This window comes from Micromonospora sp. NPDC005173 (assembly GCF_040608515.1).
Classification (GTDB): domain Bacteria; phylum Actinomycetota; class Actinomycetes; order Mycobacteriales; family Micromonosporaceae; genus Micromonospora.
On sequence record NZ_JBEXIK010000008.1, the window covers coordinates 1 to 21,454 of the forward strand.

The window sequence follows — 21,454 nt, forward strand, 5'->3', positions numbered from 1 at the left end:
CCCGCAATCTATTTCAGGTATTTCTGTTTTTGGGGGGGTTTTATATCCGGCGCGGGCCCCCACGCGGCGAGCGGGGCGCGGGGCCGGCTGGTGATGGAGCGACTGCTCAGCAGTCGTAGGCAGCTCAGCAGTCGTAATACATGGCGAACTCGTGCGGGGTCGGGCGCAGACGCACCGGGTCGACCTCGTTGGCCCGCTTCCACTCGACCCAGGTGGAGATCAGGTCCGGCGTGAAAACGCCGCCGTCGAGCAGGTAGTCGTGGTCGGCCTCCAGCGAGTCGAGCACCGCCGGCAGCGAGCCCGGGACCTGCTTGACGTCGCCCCACTCCTCCGGCGGGAGGTCGTAGAGGTCCTTGTCGATCGGCGTCGGCGGCTCGATCTTGCTCTTGATGCCGTCCAGGCCGGCCATCATCATGGCCGAGAAGGCGAGGTACACGTTGGCCGACGGGTCCGGCACCCGGAACTCGACGCGCTTGGCCTTCGGGTTGCTGCCGGTGACCGGGATGCGGGTGCAGGCGGAGCGGTTGCGCTGCGAGTAGACCAGGTTGACCGGCGCCTCGAAGCCCGGCACCAGCCGGCGGTACGAGTTGACCGTCGGGTTGGTGAAGGCCAGCAGCGACGGGGCGTGGTGCAGCAGGCCGCCGATGTACCAGCGGGCGGTGTCGGACAGGCCCGCGTAGCCGGTCTCGTCGTAGAACAGCGGCTCACCGCCCAGCCAGAGGCTCTGGTGGGTGTGCATGCCGGAACCGTTGTCGCCGAACAGCGGCTTGGGCATGAAGGTGGCGGTCTTGCCGTTCGCCCAGGCCTCGTTCTTCACGATGTACTTGAAGAGCTGAAGCTGGTCGGCGGCGTGCAGCAGGGTGGAGAACCGGTAGTTGATCTCGGACTGGCCGGCGGTGCCCACCTCGTGGTGCGAACGCTCCACAGTGAAGCCGGTGTCGACCAGCCGGCGCACGATCGAGTCGCGCAGGTCGGCGTAGTGGTCGACCGGGGGCACCGGGAAGTAGCCGCCCTTGTAGGCGGTCTTGTAGCCGCGGTTGCCGCCCGGCTCCTCGCGGCCGGAGTTCCAGGCGCCCTCGATGGAGTCGATGTAGTAGAACGACTGGTGCGCCGAGGTTTCGTGGCGGATCGAGTCGAAGATGTAGAACTCGGCCTCGGCGCCGAAGTAGGCGGTGTCGGCGATGCCGCTGGCCGCGAGGTACGCCTCGGCCTTCTTCGCGACGTTGCGCGGGTCGCGGGTGTAGGCCTCGCGGGTGAACGGGTCGTGGATGAAGAAGTTCAGGGCGAGGGTCTTCTGCGCCCGGAACGGGTCGATGAACGCGGTGGCGACGTCCGGGAGCAGGAGCATGTCCGACTCGTGGATCGCCTGGAAACCGCGGATCGACGAACCGTCGAACGCGAGGCCGTCGGTGAAGAGGTCGTCGTTGACGGACTCGACCGGCAGATTGAAGTGCTGCATCACGCCGGGCAGGTCACAGAAACGTACGTCGACGAACTTCACGTCCTCGTTCTTGAGGTATCGCAGCAGTTCCTCGGGATTGGCGAACACACGTCCTCCTGGCACGTCCACTGGGTGGCTAGGCTTCTGGCGACGCTATTCCCAAGCGGTTGCCCGGCCATGTCTCCGATGTTTCTGCCGTGTTACGTCGCTCGCGGAGCGTCAGCGACGCTCTTCCACCGCTTTCGGCCCGCCGCGAACGTCGTACCGGCTGTGCCATTGTAATGACATCTGATGCGATTAGCCCGATTAGGCACGCGGCGAGGGGCGGCACCCGGAAGCCCCGATCCCGACGCGGATACCCTTGACCGCTGTGACCAACCCGCACGCCACGGCAGCGCCCGCCACCGACCCCTCCTTCACCCCGCCGAGCCTCGGTCGGCGGTTCGGAGCGCTGATCATCGACTGGGTGCTCTGCCTGCTGGTGGCCAACATCTTCGCCGACCCGGTGCGCGACGGCTGGGCGCCGGTGCTGGTGCTGATCCTCGAGTACGGCCTCTTCCTCGGCCTGTTCGCCCAGACGCCGGGCATGTACATCACGAAGATCCGCTGCGTGAGCTGGGCCGACGGCGGGCGGATCGGGCTGTTCCAGGGGCTGCTCCGGGGCCTGCTGCTGGCCCTGGTCGTCCCCGCCCTGATCATGGACGAGCACCGCCGTGGGCTGCACGACCGCCTCACCGGTTCGGTCATCGTCGACGCACCCCGCAACTGACCCCCCGGCGCCAGGGACCGCGACCCGCAAGATCGCGCTCGATCAGGAACGCCACCGGCAAGATCGCGCTCGATCCAGGATGTAGCGGCATCCCTGGTGTTCCAGGCCACTACATCCTGGATCCAGCGCGATCTTGGCGCCCGCACCGGGGCCAGGGGCGGGGCGAGGGTCGGGGGACGCGGTGGGGTAACGGAAAGGAGCCGGACCTGTAGGTCCGGCTCCGTTCGGTGCACGGCGGGGGTCAGCGGCCCCGCGACTGGCGGAAGTTGCCCGGCGGCCGCATGTTCTTCGGGATCGCGCCCTTGGGCATCTGCGGGCGGGCGGTGAGCGCCTTCAGCCGCTTGTCCAGCGAGTTGACGTCCTTGCCGGAGAGCGCGCGGGGCAGCCGCAGCAGCGTCGTCCGCAGCTTGCGGATCGGCAGCTCGCCCTCGTCCTGCCCGATCACGTAGTCGTGCAGCGGGGCGGAGCCGATCACCTTGGACAGCCGCCGCTTCTCCTGCCCGAGCAGGCCGCGCACCCGCTGCGGGTTGCCCTCGGCCAGCAGGATCACGCCCGGCCGGCCGATCACCAGGTGGACCATGTCCATCTGGGTGGTGGAGCTGACCGCCGGGGTGACCCGCCAGTCGCCGCGCATGTTCTCCATGATCTGCGCTGCCGCGCCGGGCTGGCCCTCGGCGGCGTTCATCATCGCCTTGTTGGACCGCAGGTTCAGCACGATCAGCACCGCGAGCAGGATGAACAGGATGCCCACCGGCAGCCAGATCCAGCTCCAGAGGATGACCGCGACCACGGTGACGGCGAGCGGGAGGAGCACCGCGGCGGCGACCAGCGGGGCGAACCACCGGTCCTGCTTGGCGGTGAACTTGAACACCATCCCGATCTGCTTCAGCCGCTGGCCGAACGAGACCTTCTCCTGGGGCTTTGCCATGTCGGAGAGTCTAGTGGGCGCCGCCGGCCCCGTTGATCCGCGTCCGGGTGCCGGCCGGCTGAGTACCTTACGTCGCCTCAGGCGTCGCTGGCGGGCGGGTAAGGAGGGTGGCACCGGGGAAGATCAGGCAGTGTGCCCATGCCCGGGTGGGGCCTTCGCGCGAAGAGTCATCAGCAGAAAGATGACGACGCCACGAAGGAGCCCGACATGTTCGGCAACGACGCAGAATTCCTGCTCTCCCTGCACCGTACCCACGCCGCTGAGCTGCGCGCCGAGGCGGCGGCGGAACGACTCGCCCGCTCGGTGTCACGCCCGGCCGGCCGCAGCTGGCTAGGCCGGCGCCAGGTCCGCCGCACCGGTGACGACCACCGGTGACGGCGCCCGCCCCAGCCGCCGCGCCCGTCCCGTCGCCGGCCCCGCCACTCGGTCACCGGCCGATCGGCGGGGCCGGCGGCGTGGGCCGCCATGGCATGCTCGTTCCCGTGACCGTACGTGCCGCCAGCTCCGTCCTCGTCGGCCGCCAGCGCGAGATTGCCGCGCTGCGCGGCGCGCTGGCCCGCGCCCGCACCGGGGAGCCGAGCACGGTGCTGGTCGGTGGCGAGGCGGGCGTGGGCAAGACCCGGCTGCTGGAGGAGTTCGCGGGCGGGGCCACCGACACCGGAGCCCGGGTGCTGATCGGCCAGTGCCTGGAGTTGGGCGAGGCCGGCCTGCCGTTCGCCCCGTTCGCCGCCGCCCTGCGTGCGGTGCTGCGCGCCGACGGCGCCGAGGTCTTCGCCGGCTACGAGGCGGAGTTCGCCCGGCTGCTGCCGGAGCTGGGTCGGGTGCCGGCGGCGCTGGCCGTGCCGGCCGCCGCGCCGCTCACCGACGCCCCGCGCGGATACCTGTTCGACCTGGTCGCCGAGCTGTTCCAGCGGCTCGCCGACGCCCGGCCGCTGGTGCTGGTGATCGAGGACCTGCACTGGGCGGACCGCTCCACCCGGGACCTGATCGGCTTTCTGGTCCGGGCCGCCCGGCCGGGCCGGCTGCTGCTGGTCGGCACCTACCGCACCGACGAGTTGCAGCGTGGGCATCCGTTGCGCCCGTTCCTGGCCGAGCTGGACCGGGCCCGCGGCGTCGAGCGGGTCGAGCTGGGCCGGTTGGACCGCGACGGCACCGCCGCGATCCTCGCGGACCTGCTCGGCGCCGAGCCGACCGCCCGCGCCGTCGACGACATTCATGACCGCACCCAGGGCAATCCCTTCTTCATCGAGGAGCTGGCCGTCGCCGGCGACCCGCTGGGCTGCGCCGCGCTCCCCGAGACGCTGCGCGACCTGCTGCTGGCCCGGGTGGACCGGCTGCCCGAGCCGGCCCAGCGGGTGTTGCGGATCGCCGCGGCCGGCGGCAGCCGCTTCGCCCACCACCTGATCGCCGAGGTCGCCGCGCTGCCCGAGGCGGAGCTGGAGGACGCGCTGCGCGCCGCCGTCGCCGCCCAGCTGGTGGTGGCCGACCCGGACGGCGACTACGAGTTCCGACACGCGCTGGTCCGCGAGGCCGTGCACGACGAGCTGCTGCCCGGCGAGCACGCCCGGCTGCACGCCCGCTTCGCCGCCGCGATCGTGGCCCAGCCGCACCTGGTCGCCGAGGGCCGGGCACCGGCCGAGATCGCCCACCACTGGTACGCCGCGCACGACCACCCGCGAGCCCTGGTCGCCGCCTTGGCGGCGGCCTGCGCCGCCGCCGACCGGTACGCCTACGCCGAGCAGCGCCGGCTGCTGGAACGGGCGCTGGAGCTGTGGGAGTTGGTGCCCGACGCCGCCGACCGGCTCGGCATGGACCACCTGGCGCTGCTGGAGCAGACCCTGGGCGCCGCCGTCACGGCGGGCGACTTCAGCCGTGCGATCACCCTGACCCGGGCCGGCCTGGCCGAGGTGGACGCCGACGCCGCGCCGCTGCGCGCCGCCCGCCTGCAGGACCAGCGGGGTCGACTGCTGGCTCTGCTCGGCAAGAGCGACGGCAGCAGCGAGCTGGGTGAGGCGTACCGGCTGGCGGCGGGCGGCCCGGCCGGTGTGGAGCGGGTACAACTGCTCGCCGACATCGCCGCCCACCTGGTCAAGATCGACCCTCAGCAGGCTGCCCGGGTGGCCGCCGAGGCTGCCACGGACGCCGAGGCGCTCGGCGAGGACGTGGCCCTGCTGCCCACGCGGATCGCCCTGCTGTGCCACGGCGAGCGGGACCTGGAGCGAGGGCTGGCCGAGCTGAGCCGGGCCGAGGCCGCCGCCCGTGCGTCCGGTGACGCGCCAACCCTGGTGCTCGCAATGGTGTACCGGTCGGACCTGCTCTGCGAGCTGGGTCGCTACGCCGAGTCCGCGCAGGCGGCCGAAGCCGGCGTGGCCGAGGCGCGGCGGGTGGGGATCAGCCGCTCCACCGGGGCGTACCTGTTGTCCAACCGGGCCGAGGCGCTGATCGCGCTGGGCCGGTGGGACGAGGCCGAGGCGGTGTGCGCGGAGGCCGCCCGGATCGACCTGTCCGGCGTCACCGGGCTGCACTGGCTCCAGTTGGGCGCCGGGCTGCGGCTGGCCCGGGCCCACCCGGCCGCCGACGAGCTGGTCGACCGGGCGCTGGCCTTCCTCGGCCGGCCCTACCTGTGGCCGAACCATCGGCTGCCCCTGCACGAGCTGGCGATCGAGTCGGCGCTGGCCGCCGACGACAAGGTCGAGGCGGTCCGGGCGGCCCGCGTCGCGCTGGCCGATGGGAGCCTGCCGCAGCTGCCCCGCGAGGGCTGGCCGGTGCTCAGCGCCGTCGCTCGTACCGCCGCCCGGATGGGCGACCGGGAGCTGGCCGCCGCCGTCGCGGCGCTCGCCGCCGATCTGCCCGCGCTGCATCCGGGCGCGCGGGCGCATGCCGCCCAGGTCACCGCGCTGCTCGCGGCCGGTGATCAGGCGCTGCCGGCGTGGCGTGCGGCGGTGGACGCGTGGCGCGCCGACGGGCAGCCGTACCCGCTGGGCCGGGCACTGCTGGCGCTGGCCGAGGCGGCCGCCTCGGCCGGAGAGCGGGACGAGGTGGCGGCGGCGGTCACCGAGGCCGCCGAGATCGCCCGGCGACTGGGCGCGACGCCCTTGGCCGATACGGCCGCCACGCTGGCCCGCCGGGTCGGCCTGCGCGGAGCGGGCCAGGGCGGCCCCGGCACCGATCTGCTGACCGCTCGGGAACGGGAGGTGCTGCTCCTGGTCGCCGAGGGGCACAGCAACAGCCGGATCGCCGAGCGGTTGTTCATCTCGCCGAAGACGGCCAGCGTGCACGTGTCCCGGATCATCGCCAAGCTGGGTGTGACCAACCGGGTGGAGGCCGCCGCCCTGGCGCACCGCCTTGGCCTGCTCAGCGAGCCCGCCGTACCCCGCTGACAAGCGAGCCGGGGCGGCTCGGCCACCCCGCTGATGAGCGAGCCGGGGCGGCTCGGCCACCCCTCAGGCGTGCGGTAGGTAGATCCGCCAGCCGTCCAGGGTGACGAGGTCCAGGCTGCCCGGGGCGGCGCGCAGCCGCTCGTCGAGCCGGGTCGCCAGCGGTGAGTCGGCCGGCGCGACCCAGGCCGGTGCCGCGGCGCGCTCCACCTCCCGCCGGTACGCGGGGTAGCGGTCGAAGCCGGGGCGCAGTGTGTCGTCGACGACCGCGCAGACCACGTCCTCCCCACTGGCGAAGGTGAGCCGGTTGCAGGTCCAGTAGCCGGCGCGTACGTGCCGTACGCCGAGCTGCCGCAGGGTGGTCACCAGCTCGGCGTGCCGGGCCTCGGCGGCCCGGATCGCCGGGGCGGTCTGCGTCGCCTGCCACGTGGCGTGGGCGGTGGTGCCCAACGTGGCAGCGAGCACGACCAGCGCGACCAGCCGGACGACGGTCCACCCGGCTCGGTGTCGGGCCGCCATCCACAGTGGCCAGAGCAGCGCCGGCAGGGAGATGAGCAGGCAGGACAGGTAGCGGGAACTCTCCACCGGGGTGAGCCCGGCGGCGCTGCTCGCGGTGTACGCGACGAGGGTGGCCACCGCGGCTAGCACGAGAGCCAGCCGCATCGCCGCCGTGACCCGGGGCGACGGGTCAGCCGGGGTGGTGGACGAACGGCGCATCGTTCGCCAGGCGGTCCCGGCGGCGACGGCCAGCAGCACCGGGAGTGCGAGCGCCCACCAGAGCTGCCAGGTGGCGCACTGCCCGGGGGCGCAGAAGCCCATGCCCAGCGGCGGGCCGAGCAGCAGCCCGCCGTGCAGCCGGTCCGCCCAGCCCGCGGTGGCGTTCGCCCCACCGGCGGCGAGTACCGCGTGCAGCGGGTTCCGGCCGGTCAGCAGGCTGTGCACCAGCAGTGGGGCCGCCCCCAGCGCGGCGGCCGCCCCGAGCAGCGCTCCGGCCGCCCCGCGCAGTTCCCGGCGGCAGAACCCGATCAGTACCGCCCCGGTGGCCAGGATGTACGGCAGCACCAGCGGGTCGACCCAGAGCATCAGGCCGGACAGGAGCCCCCACGCCGCCCAGCGGACCAGCCGCCGCCCCGGCCGGCCGGTGGCCAGGTCGAGGGCGAGTAGGGCGAGCGCCACCCCGGCGGCGTTCATCTCGGGATAGCCGCCGCCGGCGATCAGCTGGTTCTTGACGACCCGGTCGGAGCCGAGGGCGAGCAGCGCCACCACGAGCAGCCCGAACCAGCGGTCCCCGGTCAGCCGCACCGTCAACCGCCAGGCAAGCAGCAGGAACACCGCGTACAGCACCAGCGTGGGCAGCCGCAGGCCGAGCAGCGACGGCCCGCCGGCCAGAGCGAACACCGGCGCGGCCAGGTACGCCTCCAGCGTGCCCATGTACTGCTGGCCGTAGAACCAGACCGGGAAGTTCTCGCCCCGGGCGATGTGCAGCGCGGCCAACCCCATGGTGGCCTCGTCGCTGTTCGTCGGTGGCGCGGCGTGGCCCAGCAACCAGAGCCGGTAGCCCACCCCGGCGAGCAGGGCCAGCCCGGTGAGCCAGCCGACCAGTCCGGGGCGTGCGCCGGGCCGGAGGCGCGGGTTGCCCGCCCCATGCGGCTGCTGGCGTACCCCGACGGTCATCGCACGATCATGGCACCGACCGCTCGCGCGGCGTGCCGCGCCCGGCGGGTCGGGCGCGGCTCAGCCGGGCGGTGGAAGTCGGAGTGCCGGTGGTGCGGCTCAGCCGGCGGTGGCGACCGGGGTGGCGGCGCGGGCGTCGAGCGCCTGCCGGTAGAGCCGGCCGGCCCGGTACGACGAGCGCACCAGCGGCCCGCTCATCACCCCGGCGAAGCCGATCTCCTCGGCCTCCTCGCGCAGCTCCACGAACTCCTCCGGCTTGACCCAGCGGGTCACCGGGTGGTGCCGGGGGGAGGGCCGCAGGTACTGGGTGATGGTGATCAGCTCGCAGCCGGCCTCGTGCAGGTCGCGGAGCGCCTGGGAGACCTCGGCCCGCTCCTCGCCCATGCCCAGGATCAGGTTGCTCTTGGTGACCAGGCCGTCGGCGCGGGCCTGCCGGATCACGTCCAGCGAGCGGTCGTAGCGGAACGCCGGCCGGATCCGCTTGAAGATCCGCGGCACGGTCTCCACGTTGTGCGCCAGCACCTCCGGGCGGGAGCCGAAGACCTCGGCCAGCTGCTCGGGGACGGCGTTGAAGTCCGGGATCAGCAGCTCGACGCCGCAGCCGGCCTGGAGGGCGTGGATCTGCCGGACGGTCTCGGCGTACAGCCAGGCGCCGCCGTCGGGCAGGTCGTCCCGGGCGACGCCGGTGATGGTGGCGTAGCGCAGCCCCATCGAGACCACCGACTCGGCGACCCGGCGGGGCTCGTCGGCGTCGAACTCGGCCGGCTTTCCGGTGTCGATCTGGCAGAAGTCACAGCGCCGGGTGCACTGGTCGCCACCGATGAGGAAGGTGGCTTCGCGGTCTTCCCAGCACTCGTAGATGTTGGGGCAGCCAGCCTCCTGGCAGACGGTGTGCAGCCCCTCGCGCGAGACGAGCCCGCGCAGTTGGGTGTACTCCGGCCCCATCTTGGCCTTGACCTTGATCCATGGCGGTTTGCGCTCGATCGGCGTCTCGGCGTTGCGCGCCTCGATCCGCAGCAGGCGACGCCCCTCGGGGGCGGCCGTTGCGGTGCGCGCTGCCTGGCCGGTCGTCGGCGCGGAGTGCTCGATCGTCACGAAAACGAGCCTACGCCCGACGGCCGTCGTCTATGTGCGTCAGGCGACCGGCATCACGCCGCAGATGTTGTGACGCCGGACACCGCCCTGTCGAAAATGGGCGTCACACCGACGGACGTCGGGTGCTACGGTCACCGCCAACAGCGACGACGGAGCCGAGTAGCGCCCCGACCCGCCAGTGCAGAGAGCCGCCGGTGCTGAGAGGCGGTCTGGCGCCGGTGCGTGAAGACCCTCCCGAGCTGCGGGAAGAACGGTTGCGGGTCGCCCCCGTGCCCAGTAGAGCCCGCCCGGCTGGCCCCGGTCATCAGGCGACGAACGAGGCTCCCGCTCCGGCGGGGGCGAAGGTGTGGTGGCACCGCGAGGTTCCCGCTCGCCCACACCTCCCTGGGGCTGATGCGACGCTTCGCCGCCCGGGAGGTGGCGAAGGCGTCGCGATTGACCGAGGAGCAGCCCACCATGCAACGCGTCCTTTCCCACCACCTGCACCTCCACCTCGGCACGACTGTGCGGATCGCCGGCTGGGTACGCCGCCGCCGGCTGCTGAAGTCGGTGGCCTTCCTGATCGTGCGGGACGCCGCCGGCCTGGCCCAGGTCGTCATCACCGACCCGGCCGTCCGCGCCGACCTGGAGAAACTCACCGAGGAGACGGTCGTCGAGGTCATTGCCACGGTGGTCGCGCGGGACAGTCACGCCGCGCCCACGGCCGATGCGGCTACGACGTCCGCCGGGGTCGAGCTGACCGACCCGACGGTACGCCCGCTCGGCCCGCCCGCCGTGCCGCCACCGTTCGACCTGTACCGGCCGGCGCTCACCGCGAGCCTGCCCACCCAGCTCGACCATGCGCCGACCGCGCTGCGGCACCCCACCCGGTCGGCCGCGCTGCGCGTCTCGGCGGCCGCGGTGGCCGGGTTCCGGGCCGCGCTCGACGCCCGGGACTTCGTGGAGATCCACACTCCGAAGGTGGTCAGCTCGTCGACCGAGAGCGGCGCGAACGTGTTCGCGCTGGACTGGTTCGGCCGGCCCGCGTACCTGGCCCAGTCGCCGCAGTTCTACAAGCAGCTGATGGTCGGCGTCTTCGAACGGGTCTATGAGGTGGGGCCGGTGTTCCGGGCCGAGCCGCACGACACCGTCCGGCACCTCGCGCAGTACACCTCGCTCGACGCGGAGTTGGGCTTCGTGGCCGACCACCGGGACGTGATGCGCGTGTTGCGCGACGTCCTGGCCGGGATGCTGGGTGCGGTGGGCGAGCGGGCCGCGGGTGCGTTGGAGACGCTCGGCGTCGAGGCGCCGGCCGTGCCGGCGGAGATCCCGGCGGTGCACTTCACCGACGCGTTGCAGATCGCCGGCGCACCCGACGACGAGCCGGACCTCGCGCCCGCCCACGAGCGGGCGCTGGGGGAGTGGGCCCGCCGCGAGCACGGGTCGGAGTTTCTCTTCGTCACCGGCTACCCGATGGCGAAGCGACCGTTCTACACCCATCCGGACCCGGGCCGGCCGGCGTACTCCAACGGTTTTGACCTGCTCTTTCGTGGCCTGGAGCTGGTCACCGGCGGGCAGCGGCTGCACCGGCACGCCGACTACCTGGCGGCGCTGGCGGCCCGGGGCGAGCCGGTCGAGCCGTACGCCGGGTATCTGGACGCGTTCCAGCACGGCATGCCGCCGCACGGCGGCTTCGCCATCGGCCTGGAGCGCTTCGTGGCCCGCCTGGTCGGCGCGGCCAACGTCCGGGAGGTCACCGCGTTCCCGCGCGACCTGCACCGCCTGACCCCGTGACAAACAGGGGCCCCTGTCCACGCCTTCGGCGGAACAGGGGCCCCTGGGTCGTCATTCGGACGGATCGAGCCGACGGCATCGCACCGCCGGCCGGGTGCTACACCTCGATCAGGGTGGACAGTCGGCGCTCGACGACCGGGAGCACGTCGGCGACGGTGATCGGGCGGCCCAACTCGGCGGTGAGTGAGGTGACGCCGGCGTCCCGGATGCCGCACGGCACGATCCGGTCGAAGGACGTCAGGTCGCAGTCGCAGTTGATCGAGAAGCCGTGCAGTGTGACGCCCCGGGCGACCCGGATGCCGATGGCGGCCACCTTGCGGGCCGGCCCCCGGTCGTCCTCGGGCACCCAGACACCGCTGCGCCCCTCGACCTGGCCGGCGGCCAGCCCGAACTCGGCGCACACGTCGATCAGCAGTTTCTCGGTGCGGCGCACGTAGGCGACCACGTCCACCGGGTCGGGCAGTCGGAGGATCGGGTAGCCGACGAGCTGCCCCGGCCCGTGCCAGGTGATCTTGCCGCCGCGGTCCACGTCGACGACCGGGGTGCCGTCCGCCGGCCGGTCCCACGGCTCGGTGCGCTTGCCCGCGGTGTAGACGCTCGGGTGCTCCAGCAGCAGCACGGTGTCGCCGCGTTCGCCGGCCACCACCGACTCGTGCAGGCGGCGCTGCTCGTCCCAGGCGGCCTGGTACTCGAGCAGGCCGGCGCGGACGGCCGTCAGGCCGGAGGTCGTCGTTGTCACGCCACCGAGCCTAGTCCGGCCACCGGCTCCGATCCCTGGTGAGCCGCCTCACCACGGCCGGTCAGGCCGGCGGAACGCGCCAGACCCAGACGTCGTCGACCCGTTGCGGTTCACCGAACAGAGCGGTGGCGGTACGCCGGACCGCCTCCTCGTCAACGTCGAACTTCGCGCCGTGCACCCGGTCGGCGAGCACCACCGTCTCGATCCGCCAGTGCCGCAGGTCGGAGCGGACCTCCCGGATGGTGCCGTCGGTGACGATCGGCACCGTTCCGGTGCGGCCCGCCTGGTCCATCAGCGCGCTCAGGGTGCGCGGCACCGGCCCGATCCGGCCGCGTCCGTCCGGGCCGCCGGGGCCGAGGAAGAAGCCGCCCGGGATGGCGAACTCACCCTGCCGGTGCGACAGCGCGTACGCCTGCCAGCGCTGACCGTCCGGGTAGATGTCCACGGTCAGCGGCACCGGGGTGAGCACCCCGCCCGGGGAGACGTACTCCCGCCAGGTCCCGGCCGTGATGAACCGGGGGATGGGCTCCCGCTCGTGGGTCAGCAGCGGGGTGGGCAGGAGCGGCAGCAGGGCCACCGCGAACCCGAGCGACCAGGCCAACTCCGTGGAGCGGTGCCGGGGCGGCGCGGCGCGCAACTGGTCGATGGCGTACGCCAGCAGCACGCCGATCACCGGCGCGACCACCAGGGCCAGCCGGGCGGGCAGCGCGGCGTTCACCACCGGCAACTGCCCGAGCAGGTCGAACGGCATCGGCAGGTCGGTGCGCCGCCCGTCGACCTTCGCCACCGGCCCGAAGGAGAGCACCGTGAAGATCAACGCGGTGGCGCCCAGAGCCCAGAGGGTGGCCCGGCGGCCGGCGTCGGCCCGCCGCCAGAGCGCGACGAAGCAGACCACGGTGAGCACCAGCAGCGGAATGCCGAAGAACGAGTTCTCCTCGGTCGAGTTCGGTGCCAGTGAGGTGCCCAGCCCGGCCTCACCGGCCAGCGAGCGGCGCGGGAAGGCGGCGAACGCGGCGATGTCCTCGGAGTGGGTCACGGGGTCGAAGCCGGTGCCGTGGAACCGCTGCGGTCCGGCGAAGTGCAGCCACAGCGGGTACGACAGCAGCGCGGCGGCCACCACCGCGGTCACTCCGAGCCCGCGCAGGAAGGTGGGCAGCACGGCCCGCGCCTCGGCCCGGTGGGCCGGGTGTACCGCCCAGACGGCGACGAACACTCCGAGCGCGAGCGCGGTGAAGAACAGGCCCTCGGCGGCGATCGAGAAGGCCACCGCGACCAGGACGCCGAGGATCACCCCGTCCCGGAGCCAGTGCCCGGGCCGGCGCAGCGCGAACAGCCGCCAGATCAGCAGCGGCACCAGCCAGCCCGCGGTCCAGTTCAGGTGGGCGTTGGCGTGCGAGACCATGCCGGGGGAGTAGGCGATGAACAGGCCGCCGATCCCGGCGGCCAGCCGGCTGCGGACCAGGTGCCGGGAGAGCAGCCAGTACCAGGCCAGCGCGGTGGCGAGCAGGTTCAGGGTGAGGATCACCAGGAACGTCGCCGGCGGCCCGATCAGGTACGTGAGCGGGGCGAAGACCACCGCGTACACCGTGATCGAGGTGTTGACCGCGAGGTTGACCCCGTCCGGGACGTTGATCAGGTACGTGAAGAGCGGGTTGTCCCCGTGGGTGACCGCGTGCCCGCCGAAGGCCAACAGCCACTCGAAGAGCGCCTGGTCGCTGGAGTTGACGGTGATGGTGCGCAGGTTCGGGTCCCGCCACAGCCCACTGGTCACCCAGACGGCGAGCGCGAGCGCCACCAGCACGACGATCAGGTCGGCCCGGCGGTCCCGCACGGTGTGCGGCGGTGACGCGGGTGCGGGCCCGGTGGCCAGCGACGGGGAGGACGGCACGCAGCGGACGTTACCAACCGGACCTGGACCGGCCGGTCAGACACGGAACCTTCGGGCACACATCGCGTCGCGGGACGGCCGAACCGGGAGCACATCTTGACGTCGGTGAATGTGTGAGTGTGCCCCATGTCATAGCGGCGACACATCGACGTAACGTCTCGGCAATTCGACCGTGACCCAGTTCACATTTCGCCCCGGGAGGCCGCCGTGCGCCGCTCCTCATCCCTCCTCACCCGGCTGACCGGTGTGGTCGCCGGGCTCGTCCTCGCCGCCGCCGGCGTCGTCGCCCTGGCCGCGCCTGCCCAGGCTGCCAGCCTCACCGCGGTCGCCAGCTTCGGTTCCAACCCCGGCAACCTGGCCATGTACGCGTACCGGCCGGACAACCTGCCGGCCAACCCGCCCGCCGTGGTGCTGTTGCACGGCTGCACCCAGAACGCGTCCGGCTACTTCACCAACTCCGGCTGGCGCAAGTACGCCGACCAGTGGGGGTTCGCGCTGATCGTGGCGGAGCAGAAGTCCGGCAACAACGCCAACAGCTGCTTCAACTGGTTCGAGCCGGGGGACACCGCCCGGGGTCAGGGTGAGGCGCTGTCGATCAAGCAGATGGTCGACCACGCGAAGGCGAACTTCGGGGTGGACAGTGCCCGGGTCTTCGTCAGCGGCCTGTCCGCGGGTGCGGCGATGAGCTCGGTCATGCTCGCCACGTATCCGGACGTCTTCGCCGCCGGATCGATCATCGCGGGCATTCCGTACCGCTGCGCCACCAGCATGGTCAACGCGTTCAGCTGCATGAACCCGGGCGCGGACAAGAGCCCGGCGGCCTGGGGCGACCTGGTCCGCGGCGCGTACTCCGGCTACACCGGCCAGCGGCCCAGGGTGGCCATCTGGCACGGCACCTCGGACACGACCGTCGCCCCGCTCAACGGCACTGAGTCGCGCGACCAGTGGACCAACGTGCGGGGCGTCTCGCAGACCCCGAGCAGCACCTCGTCGCTGCCCGCCGGCACCAGCCTGGAGGTGTACGGCAACGACGACGTGCGGCTCTACCGGGTATCCGGAATGGGTCACGGCACCCCGGTCGACCCGGGCTCCGGCGCCGATCAGTGCGGCACCGCCGCCGCGTACTTCCTGGACACCATCTGCTCGACGTACCGCGACGCGCTCTTCTTCGGCCTGAACGGCGGCGGAACCACCCCAACCCCCACCCCGACGGCCACCCCCACCCCCACCCCCACGCCGACCCCCACCACGCCCCCGACCTGCGTGACCGCCAGCAACTACGCGCACGTGGCCGCCGGCCGCGCGTACCACTCCGGTGGCTACGCCTACGCGAACGGCTCCAACCAGCGAATGGGCCTCTACAACACCTTCTACATCAGCGCCCTCAAGCAGACCGCCCCCAACCACTGGGTAATAGGCTGCTAACCCCCCACCCCATCCCACCCCCCGGGGCGCTGACCGCCGTCGATCATGAAGTTGTTGCCACGACACGCCGAGGTGGCTGGCAATAACTTCATGATCGACGGCGGTGGGGTTACTCGGTGAGGGCGGCGTGCAGAGCGGTGCGGAGGTCTGGGTGGTGGTACTGGTAGCCGGCCCGGGTGAGCACGGCGGGTAGGACGCGGGTGCTGGTGAGGGCCTCGTGGGCGAAGCCGCCGAGGACCACCTTGAGCGCCAGCGCGGGGATCGGGATGATCGCCGGCCGGTGCAGTTGCCGGGCCAGCTCCCGGGTGAACTCGGCGTTGGTGACCGGGTTCGGCCCCACCACGTTCACCGGGCCGGCGATGTCGGCGTGGTCCAGCAGGAAGCGGATCGCGTCCAGCCAGTCGGCCATCGAGATCCACGGCAGCCACTGCCGGCCGCTGCCCAGCCGGCCGGCGATGCCCAGCTTGAACGGCAGCAGCTGCGGCTTGAGCAGCCCACCGTCGCGGTGCAGCGGCAGGCCGGTGCGCAGCCGCACCACCCGTACCCCGGCGTCCTCCGCCGGCCGGGTCGCGGCCTCCCAGACCCGGCAGACGTCGGCGAGGAAGCCCTCACCTGCCGGGGCGTCCTCCTCGACGACCCGGTCGCCGGTGTTGCCGTACCAACCCACCGCCGAGGCGTTCAACAGCACCTGCGGCCGGTCGGCGGCCGGCAGCCCGGCGATGGCGGTCGCCAGGGTGCTGGTGCTGTCCACCCGGCTGGTACGGATCAACCGCCGGTAGTCGTCGTTCCAGCGCTTGTCGCCGACCCCCGCGCCGGCCAGGTTGACCACCGCGTCCGACTCGGCGACGGTCGCCGGGTCGAGCTGCCCGGCGGCCGGATCCCACCGCCGCTCCCGCGGGTCGCGCGCGGGCCGGCGAACCAGCCGGGTGACCTGGTGGCCGTCGGCCGAGAGCCGGTCGACCAGCCGGGTGCCGAGGAAGCCGGACGCGCCGGCCAGAAGGATCCGCATGTCCTCATCTTCGCCCAGAACGCCGTCGGTGGATGCGTCGGGCGGCCGACGTCACCGGCTGCGGAGCGACCCGGCGAAGAAATCTGCGCGGATCCACCGGGCGGCGTGGAAAACGCAGGTCAACGGGCGTTCCTGGCGCCGAAAAAGGCTGTCGCGCGCATTCGGCGGTCGGCGTGTTTCCGCAGGTCAGAGCGAACGTGAATGCGATGTTCGCGATTGCTTCCGGCGTCGATCTGACTGACCATGAGCCATCCGAGTGAGCCCCCGAATGGGGGGGTTGGCGCTCCATGCCCGCCGTCGGGCAACCCGTGAGGAGGAACCATGCCGATCCTGGTGACCGGAGCGACCGGGACCGTCGGAGGCAGCCTGGTCCGGCAACTGGTGGCCGCCGGCCACGAGGTACGCGCGTTGACGCGGGACCCCGCCTCGCCGGCGGCTGCCGCCCTGCCCCGCCGGGTGGAGGTGGTGGCGGGTGACTTCGCCAGGCCGCACACGCTGGCCCCGGCGCTGCGCGGCGTGACGCGCATGCACCTGGTCGCGATGGACGGGTACGGGCCGCTGACCACCGGTGCGGAGATCCTGGAGCTGGCTCGGCAGGCCGGCGTCCGCCGGGTCACCCACCTCGGTCACAACGATCCGAGCCGGGCGGACGACGACCCGATCGAGGCACCCCACCGGCCCCTGCACCGGGCCGTCGAGAACTCGGGCCTGGAGTGGACGCACGTCTTCCCCGGCGAGTTCATGGCGAACACCCGGGACTGGGCGGCCGGCATCCGGACCGAGGGGGTGGTGCGGGCGCCGTTCGGGGACTGGAACAGCGCGTTGGTCCACGAGGCGGACATCGCAGCGGTCATCCTGGCCGCGCTCACCGACGATGGCCACGCCGGCCGGGTGTACCAGCCGACCGGGCCGGAGCCGGTCCGCCGCCGGGACGCGGTCCGGATGATCGGCGAGGCGATCGGCCGTCCGGTGCGGTTCGACGAGCTGACCCCGGAGCAGGCCCGGGAGCACTGGAAGGATGACTACCCCGCCGAGGTGATCGAGTGGTTCCTGGAGATGGGGCGGTATCCCGACGGCAACGGCTGGGTCGCCCCGGACGTCGAGCAGGTGACCGGACGCCCCGGGCGCACGTTCCGGCATTGGGCCGCCGAACACGCGGACGACTTCCGCTGACGGCGCCCGGGGCGTGGACCCGGTGGTCAGGCCGCGTGGGCCGGACGCAGGTCGGCGAGCAGTCGCTCCACCTCGGCGTACGCCTCGGCGCTCAGCGGGCCGAGCGCCAGGGTGGCCAGGTTCTCCTCGGCCTGGGCCACCGTGCGCAGGCCGGGGATCGGCACGGTACGCGGGCTGCGCGCCAGCAGCCAGCCGAGCGCCCCCTGGGCCAGGGTGCGCCCGTCGGCGGTGAGCGTCGCCCGGACCTGTTCGACCCGGGCCGCCCAGCGCGGCGTCGGGCGTCCGTCGGTGAACCACTCCAGCCACTCCGGTGCCCGGCCGCGCACGTCGTCCGCGCCGACCGCCCGGGTCGACCCGGTGAGCAGCCCCATCGCCAGCGGCCCACGGTTGAGGCTGGCCAGGTCGTAGCTGTCGCAGACCGCCAGCACCGCCGCGTTGTCCCGCAGCACCGACTCGTCGTGCTGGATGGCGGCGCAGTGCGCGCCCGCCGCCGCGAAAGCCTCCGCCGAGGCCGGGTCGTCGGTGCTCCACCCGTACGCCCGGATCTTGCCCTGGCCGACCAGGTCCTCCAGGGTGCCGACCAGGTCGAGCGCGGCGGGCACCGACAGCTCGTTGATGTGCAGTTGGTAGAGGTCGACGTGGTCGGTGCCGAGCCGGCGCAGCGAGTCCTCCAGGCTGCGTACCGCGAAGGCGGGGCTGGCGTCGGTGCCGAGCGCCCGCCGGGTGGCCTCGTCGCTGACGTTGCCGAACTTGGTGGCGATCACCGCACTGTCCCGCCGCCCGGCCAGAGCCCGGCCGAGGATTCGCTCGCTGTGCCCGGCGCCGTAGTTGCTGGCCGTGTCGAACAGGGTCACCCCGAGGTCGAGCGCGCGGTGGATGGTGCGGATCGACTCGTCGTCGTCCACCTCGCCCCAGCCGAACGGCTGCCCGTCGTCACCCCAGAGCGGGCCGCCGATCGCCCAGCACCCCATCCCGATCGCGCTCACCTCGATGCCGCTGCGTCCCAGCGTCCGTGTCGTCGTCATGCGGACCAGCCTCCAACCTGGAGTGCACTCCAGGTCAAGCACTACCCTCTCGGGACATGAGTGGTTACGCCCCCGCGGAGGCTGCCCGCCGCAGCGGCTTCAGCCTGGACACGCTGCGGTACTACGAGAAGATCGGCCTGCTCGCCGACGTGGGCCGGACGGCGGGCGGCCAGCGGGTCTTCAGCGACGACGACCTGAGCTGGTTGGTGCTGTTCCGCTGCCTGCGCGACACCGGGATGCCGATCGCCCAGATGTGTCGCTACGCGCAGCTGGCCCGGGAGGGTGAGCACACCACCGACGAGCGGCGGGCGCTGCTGGAACGGCACGCGGTGCGGGTCGAGGACCAGATGCGCCTGCTCCAGCGCCAGTACGACCACCTCCGGGAGAAGATCCGCTTCTACGAGCGGCTGCCCGGCCCGGGGCCGGAGGCCGGGCAGCCGACGGCAGCCGCCCGCCCCGGCTCGTAGGCGGCTCGGGCGGCGAACAGCCGTCAGTCGGCGGGTTGCGGCGCGGTCAGGCCGAGGAGTTCCTCGGCGGTCCCGGGTTGGCCGGTGAGCGCGTTCAGCGCGTTGACCAGCCTCTTCTCCTCGTACCGGAAGTGCGACTCCAGTAGCGCGGCCAGCCCGTCCAGCTCGCCGCGCAGTTGGGCCGGCATCGCCGTAACATCGCCCAGCAGGTCCTCGACCCGCTCCAGGATCCCGGCCACCACCTCGTGGTCGGTGATCAGGTTGGCGATGACGGGGCGTAGCTCGGGGACCTGGTCGGCCAGCAGCCGGAAGGCGCCGGCGTCCTCCCCGGTGTGGTGCCGGCCGAGGGCGGCGCAGAAGGTGAGGCAGTGGGCCCGCAGGTCCCGCGATGGGCGGACCTCGCCGGGGGAGGCGGGGTCGAGGCTCGCCCGGAGGCGGGCCAGCTCCGCGCTGAGCCAGAGGTGGATCTCGATCATCTGATTGCCGACGGCGGCGAGCCGGCCGGCCGGTGAACTGGTTGGGTGCACGTTTGTCCCATGCTGTCCCCGCGCCTCCATGCCCACGGCGGCCTTCGTGCCGGGTGCACCGCGACGCTGGGCCGGATCCTATCCCGAGGGGTCAGGGCGTGGTGGGGTCGTCCGGCTCCCTGAGGTCGTGCCAGCGGGCCCGCCAGGCGGCCTCGTTGGCCTCGTGGGTGGTCCGCTCCTGGAAGACGACGGATCGCAGCGCGTGCCGGGAACTGGCCATCACCATCACCTCCACGGCCACCAGTCCGACACAGATCACGGTCGCGAGGGTGAGCGCACCCAGCGCCGGCAGGTGCTGACCGATCGGGAGGGCCAGCGTGAGCACCACGATGACGCCGACGCGGGTCCAGCTGACGGTGTGCAGGGTGCGGAGCTGGAACAGGATGTTGGTGGCGAAGTAGCAGATCAACCCGCCGAAGAGCATCGGCACCGCCGGTCCCTCGACCTTTTCGGCGATCCCGCCGGCCGGGTCAGTGATCTTGTGCAGGACCTGCTCGTTGCCGATGGAGAAGAGGATCACCCCGGCGATCATCGGCAGGTAGAGGTACGCGTACGCGTCGCGGGCCATCGCCACCCGGGGCCCACCCTCCGCCGCGTGCAGGGCGATCCGGGCGGCTGGCCCGATGAAGTCGAAGTGCGCCCACCAGAGGGCAGCGGTGACCACGATGCCGAGCGCGGCGGCCGCCACCGCCGGCCAGGTGACCGGCTTGCCGAGCAGGTTGCCGCCCACCCCGGTGGAGATCACCGATTCGCCCAGAGCGATGATCAGGATGAGGTCGTAGCGCTCTGTCCAGTGCTCGGCGCTGGTCACCCCCCAGCCCCAGGTGCCGACGATGAAGCCGGTGGCGTACTGCACCACCACCACGGCGATCCACAGCCCGTCGCGAACCATGGCGGCCTGGTCGGGGTCGGTGATCTGCGGCGGGATGAGCGCGGCGGCCAGCAGCAGCGCGATGCTCACCGCAAGCTCCGGGGCGAACCGCCGCAGTTGCCGCCGCTCCTGCGGGCTGTCCCGCACCACATGCTGATACAGGATCATGTGAACGGCCCGGACCACGACGTAGCTGATGGCCACCAGCATCGGGCCGGAGGCGCTTCCCTTCGGGTCGCTGAACGCCTGCGGCAGCCCCAGCGCGAACGCGAACAGGGCGACCATCGCGATCACCATGAGCACCGGGACGTAGCCCTCGCCGAGTCGGACCCGGGTGGCGACCAGGCTGTGCACCACCCAGATCCACCAGAGCACGGCGAGGACCAGGCCGGCGTGCAGCAGTTGCCGGCCGGAGATGTTCGCGGCGGTCGCGCGGGTGATGATGAAGAACGAGAAGACGAAGACCAGGTCGAAGAAGACCTCGAACTTGTCCACCCGTGCGCCGGGGGCGATCGGGACGGCCGGCCCCAGTTGCCCATGCCGCCGGAAGCCACCCACGAACCCACTCTGGCAGCGTCCAGCCTGGGCGGAGGCCGGAACGGGTCAGCCCGCTCGTCGGTGCCGCAAGCCGTCCATCAGTAGGTCGAGCAGCCGGTCGGCCTGGGCACGCTCACCGGCGGCCAGGGAGATCCCGCTCAGGCTTACCAGCACGTCGCCGGTTTCCACGTCCGCCCGGACGCTGCCAGCCGCGACGCCCGCGGCCAGCAGCCGGCCCAGCGCCTCCAGCAGCCGGTCCCGGCTCTGCGCGTACGGGTTGGCGCCAGCGGCGATCACCAGGCGCAGGGCGTCGGCCATCCCGCGCTTGGTGGCGAGGTAGTCGATGAACCGGGACATCCAGTTGCGTAGCGCCCGATCCGGCGGCAACCGGTCGAGCAGTTCAGGCGCGGCGTCGCAGAGCTTGCCGAGCTCGTTGCGGTACGCCGCCTCGACCAGCGCCTCGCGGGTGGGGAAGTGGCGGTAGAGGGTGCCGATGCCCACCCCGGCCTCCCGGGCGATGGCGTCGAGCGTTACCTCCGGCCCGGGGCGGGAAAACGCCTGGACCGCGGCCTCCAGCAGCCGCTCCCGGTTGCGCAGCGCGTCTGCCCGTAGCGGGCGGGGGCCGGTCTCCGGCACGTCTCCTCCTTGGCTGGTGCGGCCGACGGGTGCACCCCGCAGTGGTATCCGGAGGAAACTCCGGTTAGTCTCGACCGTAGCGGAGGATCCTCCGCTTCCA

The 21,454-nt window shown here is 72.6% G+C and carries 18 protein-coding genes; 7 read left to right on the top strand and 11 right to left on the bottom strand.

All coding sequences use genetic code 11. From position 1 onward, the window contains the following. Nucleotides 1-124: 124 nt before the first annotated feature. Nucleotides 125-1,549 carry a type I glutamate--ammonia ligase gene (gene glnA, locus ABZV00_RS12055; protein WP_355604792.1) on the bottom strand — a complete coding sequence of 475 codons (1,425 nt, stop codon included), beginning with the start codon at nt 1,547-1,549 and terminating at the stop codon, nt 125-127. Between the two features lie 262 nt (nt 1,550-1,811). Between glnA and ABZV00_RS12060 the strand changes: the two genes are divergently transcribed. Continuing rightward, nucleotides 1,812-2,210, top strand: a complete 399-nt coding sequence (locus ABZV00_RS12060) for an RDD family protein (RefSeq protein WP_355604795.1) — start codon at nt 1,812-1,814, stop codon at nt 2,208-2,210. A 241-nt stretch (nt 2,211-2,451) separates the two neighbouring features. Here ABZV00_RS12060 and ABZV00_RS12065 read toward each other — a convergent pair whose 3' ends face one another. Beyond that, the gene (locus tag ABZV00_RS12065; RefSeq protein WP_328418998.1) at nt 2,452-3,138 is read right to left on the bottom strand and encodes a DUF4191 domain-containing protein; all 687 of its coding nucleotides are present in this window, start codon (nt 3,136-3,138) and stop codon (nt 2,452-2,454) included. Nucleotides 3,139-3,345: 207 nt separating this feature from the next. Between ABZV00_RS12065 and ABZV00_RS12070 the strand changes: the two genes are divergently transcribed. Next, nucleotides 3,346-3,513 carry a hypothetical protein gene (locus ABZV00_RS12070; protein WP_328418997.1) on the top strand — a complete coding sequence of 56 codons (168 nt, stop codon included), beginning with the start codon at nt 3,346-3,348 and terminating at the stop codon, nt 3,511-3,513. 107 nt (nt 3,514-3,620) lie between these two features. Beyond that, a complete protein-coding gene (locus tag ABZV00_RS12075) occupies nt 3,621-6,518 on the top strand; it encodes an AAA family ATPase (RefSeq protein ID WP_355604799.1) in 2,898 nt (965 codons plus the stop codon). Nucleotides 6,519-6,581: 63 nt separating this feature from the next. On the opposite strand, the gene ABZV00_RS12080 is transcribed toward ABZV00_RS12075, so the two are convergent. Both ABZV00_RS12080 and lipA read right to left on the bottom strand, forming a co-directional pair. Next, nucleotides 6,582-8,189, bottom strand: a complete 1,608-nt coding sequence (locus ABZV00_RS12080; protein ID WP_355604801.1) for a hypothetical protein — start codon at nt 8,187-8,189, stop codon at nt 6,582-6,584. A 99-nt stretch (nt 8,190-8,288) separates the two neighbouring features. Beyond that, complete coding sequence (gene lipA / locus ABZV00_RS12085) at nt 8,289-9,284, bottom strand: lipoyl synthase (RefSeq protein ID WP_328418994.1); 996 nt, start codon at nt 9,282-9,284, stop codon at nt 8,289-8,291. 456 nt (nt 9,285-9,740) lie between these two features. Between lipA and aspS the strand changes: the two genes are divergently transcribed. Then, nucleotides 9,741-11,057 carry an aspartate--tRNA(Asn) ligase gene (aspS, locus tag ABZV00_RS12090; protein ID WP_355605132.1) on the top strand — a complete coding sequence of 439 codons (1,317 nt, stop codon included), beginning with the start codon at nt 9,741-9,743 and terminating at the stop codon, nt 11,055-11,057. A gap of 97 nt (nt 11,058-11,154) precedes the next feature. Here the strand turns inward: aspS and lipB are convergent, their stop codons facing one another. Further along, entirely contained in the window at nt 11,155-11,796 is a 642-nt protein-coding gene (gene lipB, locus ABZV00_RS12095; protein WP_328418993.1) for a lipoyl(octanoyl) transferase LipB, read from the bottom strand. 61 nt (nt 11,797-11,857) lie between these two features. Next, nucleotides 11,858-13,684, bottom strand: coding sequence for a DUF2079 domain-containing protein (locus ABZV00_RS12100; protein WP_355604804.1), 1,827 nt, complete (start codon nt 13,682-13,684; stop codon nt 11,858-11,860). 207 nt (nt 13,685-13,891) lie between these two features. Here ABZV00_RS12100 and ABZV00_RS12105 point away from each other — a divergent pair, with 207 nt between their 5' ends. Continuing rightward, nucleotides 13,892-15,109 carry a PHB depolymerase family esterase gene (locus ABZV00_RS12105; RefSeq protein ID WP_355604807.1) on the top strand — a complete coding sequence of 406 codons (1,218 nt, stop codon included), beginning with the start codon at nt 13,892-13,894 and terminating at the stop codon, nt 15,107-15,109. 109 nt (nt 15,110-15,218) lie between these two features. Here ABZV00_RS12105 and ABZV00_RS12110 read toward each other — a convergent pair whose 3' ends face one another. Next, a complete protein-coding gene (locus tag ABZV00_RS12110; protein ID WP_355604810.1) occupies nt 15,219-16,118 on the bottom strand; it encodes a TIGR01777 family oxidoreductase in 900 nt (299 codons plus the stop codon). 321 nt (nt 16,119-16,439) lie between these two features. Between ABZV00_RS12110 and ABZV00_RS12115 the strand changes: the two genes are divergently transcribed. Beyond that, a complete protein-coding gene (locus ABZV00_RS12115) occupies nt 16,440-17,291 on the top strand; it encodes an NAD(P)H-binding protein (protein ID WP_355604813.1) in 852 nt (283 codons plus the stop codon). 26 nt (nt 17,292-17,317) lie between these two features. On the opposite strand, the gene ABZV00_RS12120 is transcribed toward ABZV00_RS12115, so the two are convergent. Then, a complete protein-coding gene (locus ABZV00_RS12120) occupies nt 17,318-18,316 on the bottom strand; it encodes an aldo/keto reductase (protein ID WP_355604815.1) in 999 nt (332 codons plus the stop codon). Between the two features lie 56 nt (nt 18,317-18,372). Between ABZV00_RS12120 and ABZV00_RS12125 the strand changes: the two genes are divergently transcribed. Continuing rightward, the gene (locus tag ABZV00_RS12125) at nt 18,373-18,783 is read left to right on the top strand and encodes a MerR family transcriptional regulator (RefSeq protein WP_355604818.1); all 411 of its coding nucleotides are present in this window, start codon (nt 18,373-18,375) and stop codon (nt 18,781-18,783) included. A gap of 23 nt (nt 18,784-18,806) precedes the next feature. Here ABZV00_RS12125 and ABZV00_RS12130 read toward each other — a convergent pair whose 3' ends face one another. The 3 genes from ABZV00_RS12130 to ABZV00_RS12140 form a co-directional block, all read right to left on the bottom strand. Then, the gene (locus tag ABZV00_RS12130) at nt 18,807-19,310 is read right to left on the bottom strand and encodes a hemerythrin domain-containing protein (protein WP_355604820.1); all 504 of its coding nucleotides are present in this window, start codon (nt 19,308-19,310) and stop codon (nt 18,807-18,809) included. A 91-nt stretch (nt 19,311-19,401) separates the two neighbouring features. Beyond that, nucleotides 19,402-20,739 carry a low temperature requirement protein A gene (locus ABZV00_RS12135; RefSeq protein WP_355604823.1) on the bottom strand — a complete coding sequence of 446 codons (1,338 nt, stop codon included), beginning with the start codon at nt 20,737-20,739 and terminating at the stop codon, nt 19,402-19,404. Between the two features lie 45 nt (nt 20,740-20,784). After that, nucleotides 20,785-21,354: a TetR family transcriptional regulator gene (locus tag ABZV00_RS12140; protein ID WP_355604826.1), complete on the bottom strand. Its 570-nt coding sequence runs from the start codon at nt 21,352-21,354 to the stop codon at nt 20,785-20,787. Between the last annotated feature and the right edge of the window lie 100 nt (nt 21,355-21,454).

What these genes read in the sequence shown, in the direction of transcription:
- ABZV00_RS12065 (WP_328418998.1), bottom strand. Translation starts at nt 3,138, where the DNA reads ATGGCAAAGCCCCAGGAGAAGGTCTCGTTCGGCCAGCGGCTGAAGCAG.
- ABZV00_RS12070 (WP_328418997.1), top strand. Translation starts at nt 3,346, where the DNA reads ATGTTCGGCAACGACGCAGAATTCCTGCTCTCCCTGCACCGTACCCAC.
- ABZV00_RS12080 (WP_355604801.1), bottom strand. Translation starts at nt 8,189, where the DNA reads ATGACCGTCGGGGTACGCCAGCAGCCGCATGGGGCGGGCAACCCGCGC.
- aspS (WP_355605132.1), top strand. Translation starts at nt 9,741, where the DNA reads ATGCAACGCGTCCTTTCCCACCACCTGCACCTCCACCTCGGCACGACT.
- ABZV00_RS12110 (WP_355604810.1), bottom strand. Translation starts at nt 16,118, where the DNA reads ATGCGGATCCTTCTGGCCGGCGCGTCCGGCTTCCTCGGCACCCGGCTG.
- ABZV00_RS12115 (WP_355604813.1), top strand. Translation starts at nt 16,440, where the DNA reads ATGCCGATCCTGGTGACCGGAGCGACCGGGACCGTCGGAGGCAGCCTG.
- ABZV00_RS12120 (WP_355604815.1), bottom strand. Translation starts at nt 18,316, where the DNA reads ATGACGACGACACGGACGCTGGGACGCAGCGGCATCGAGGTGAGCGCG.
- ABZV00_RS12125 (WP_355604818.1), top strand. Translation starts at nt 18,373, where the DNA reads ATGAGTGGTTACGCCCCCGCGGAGGCTGCCCGCCGCAGCGGCTTCAGC.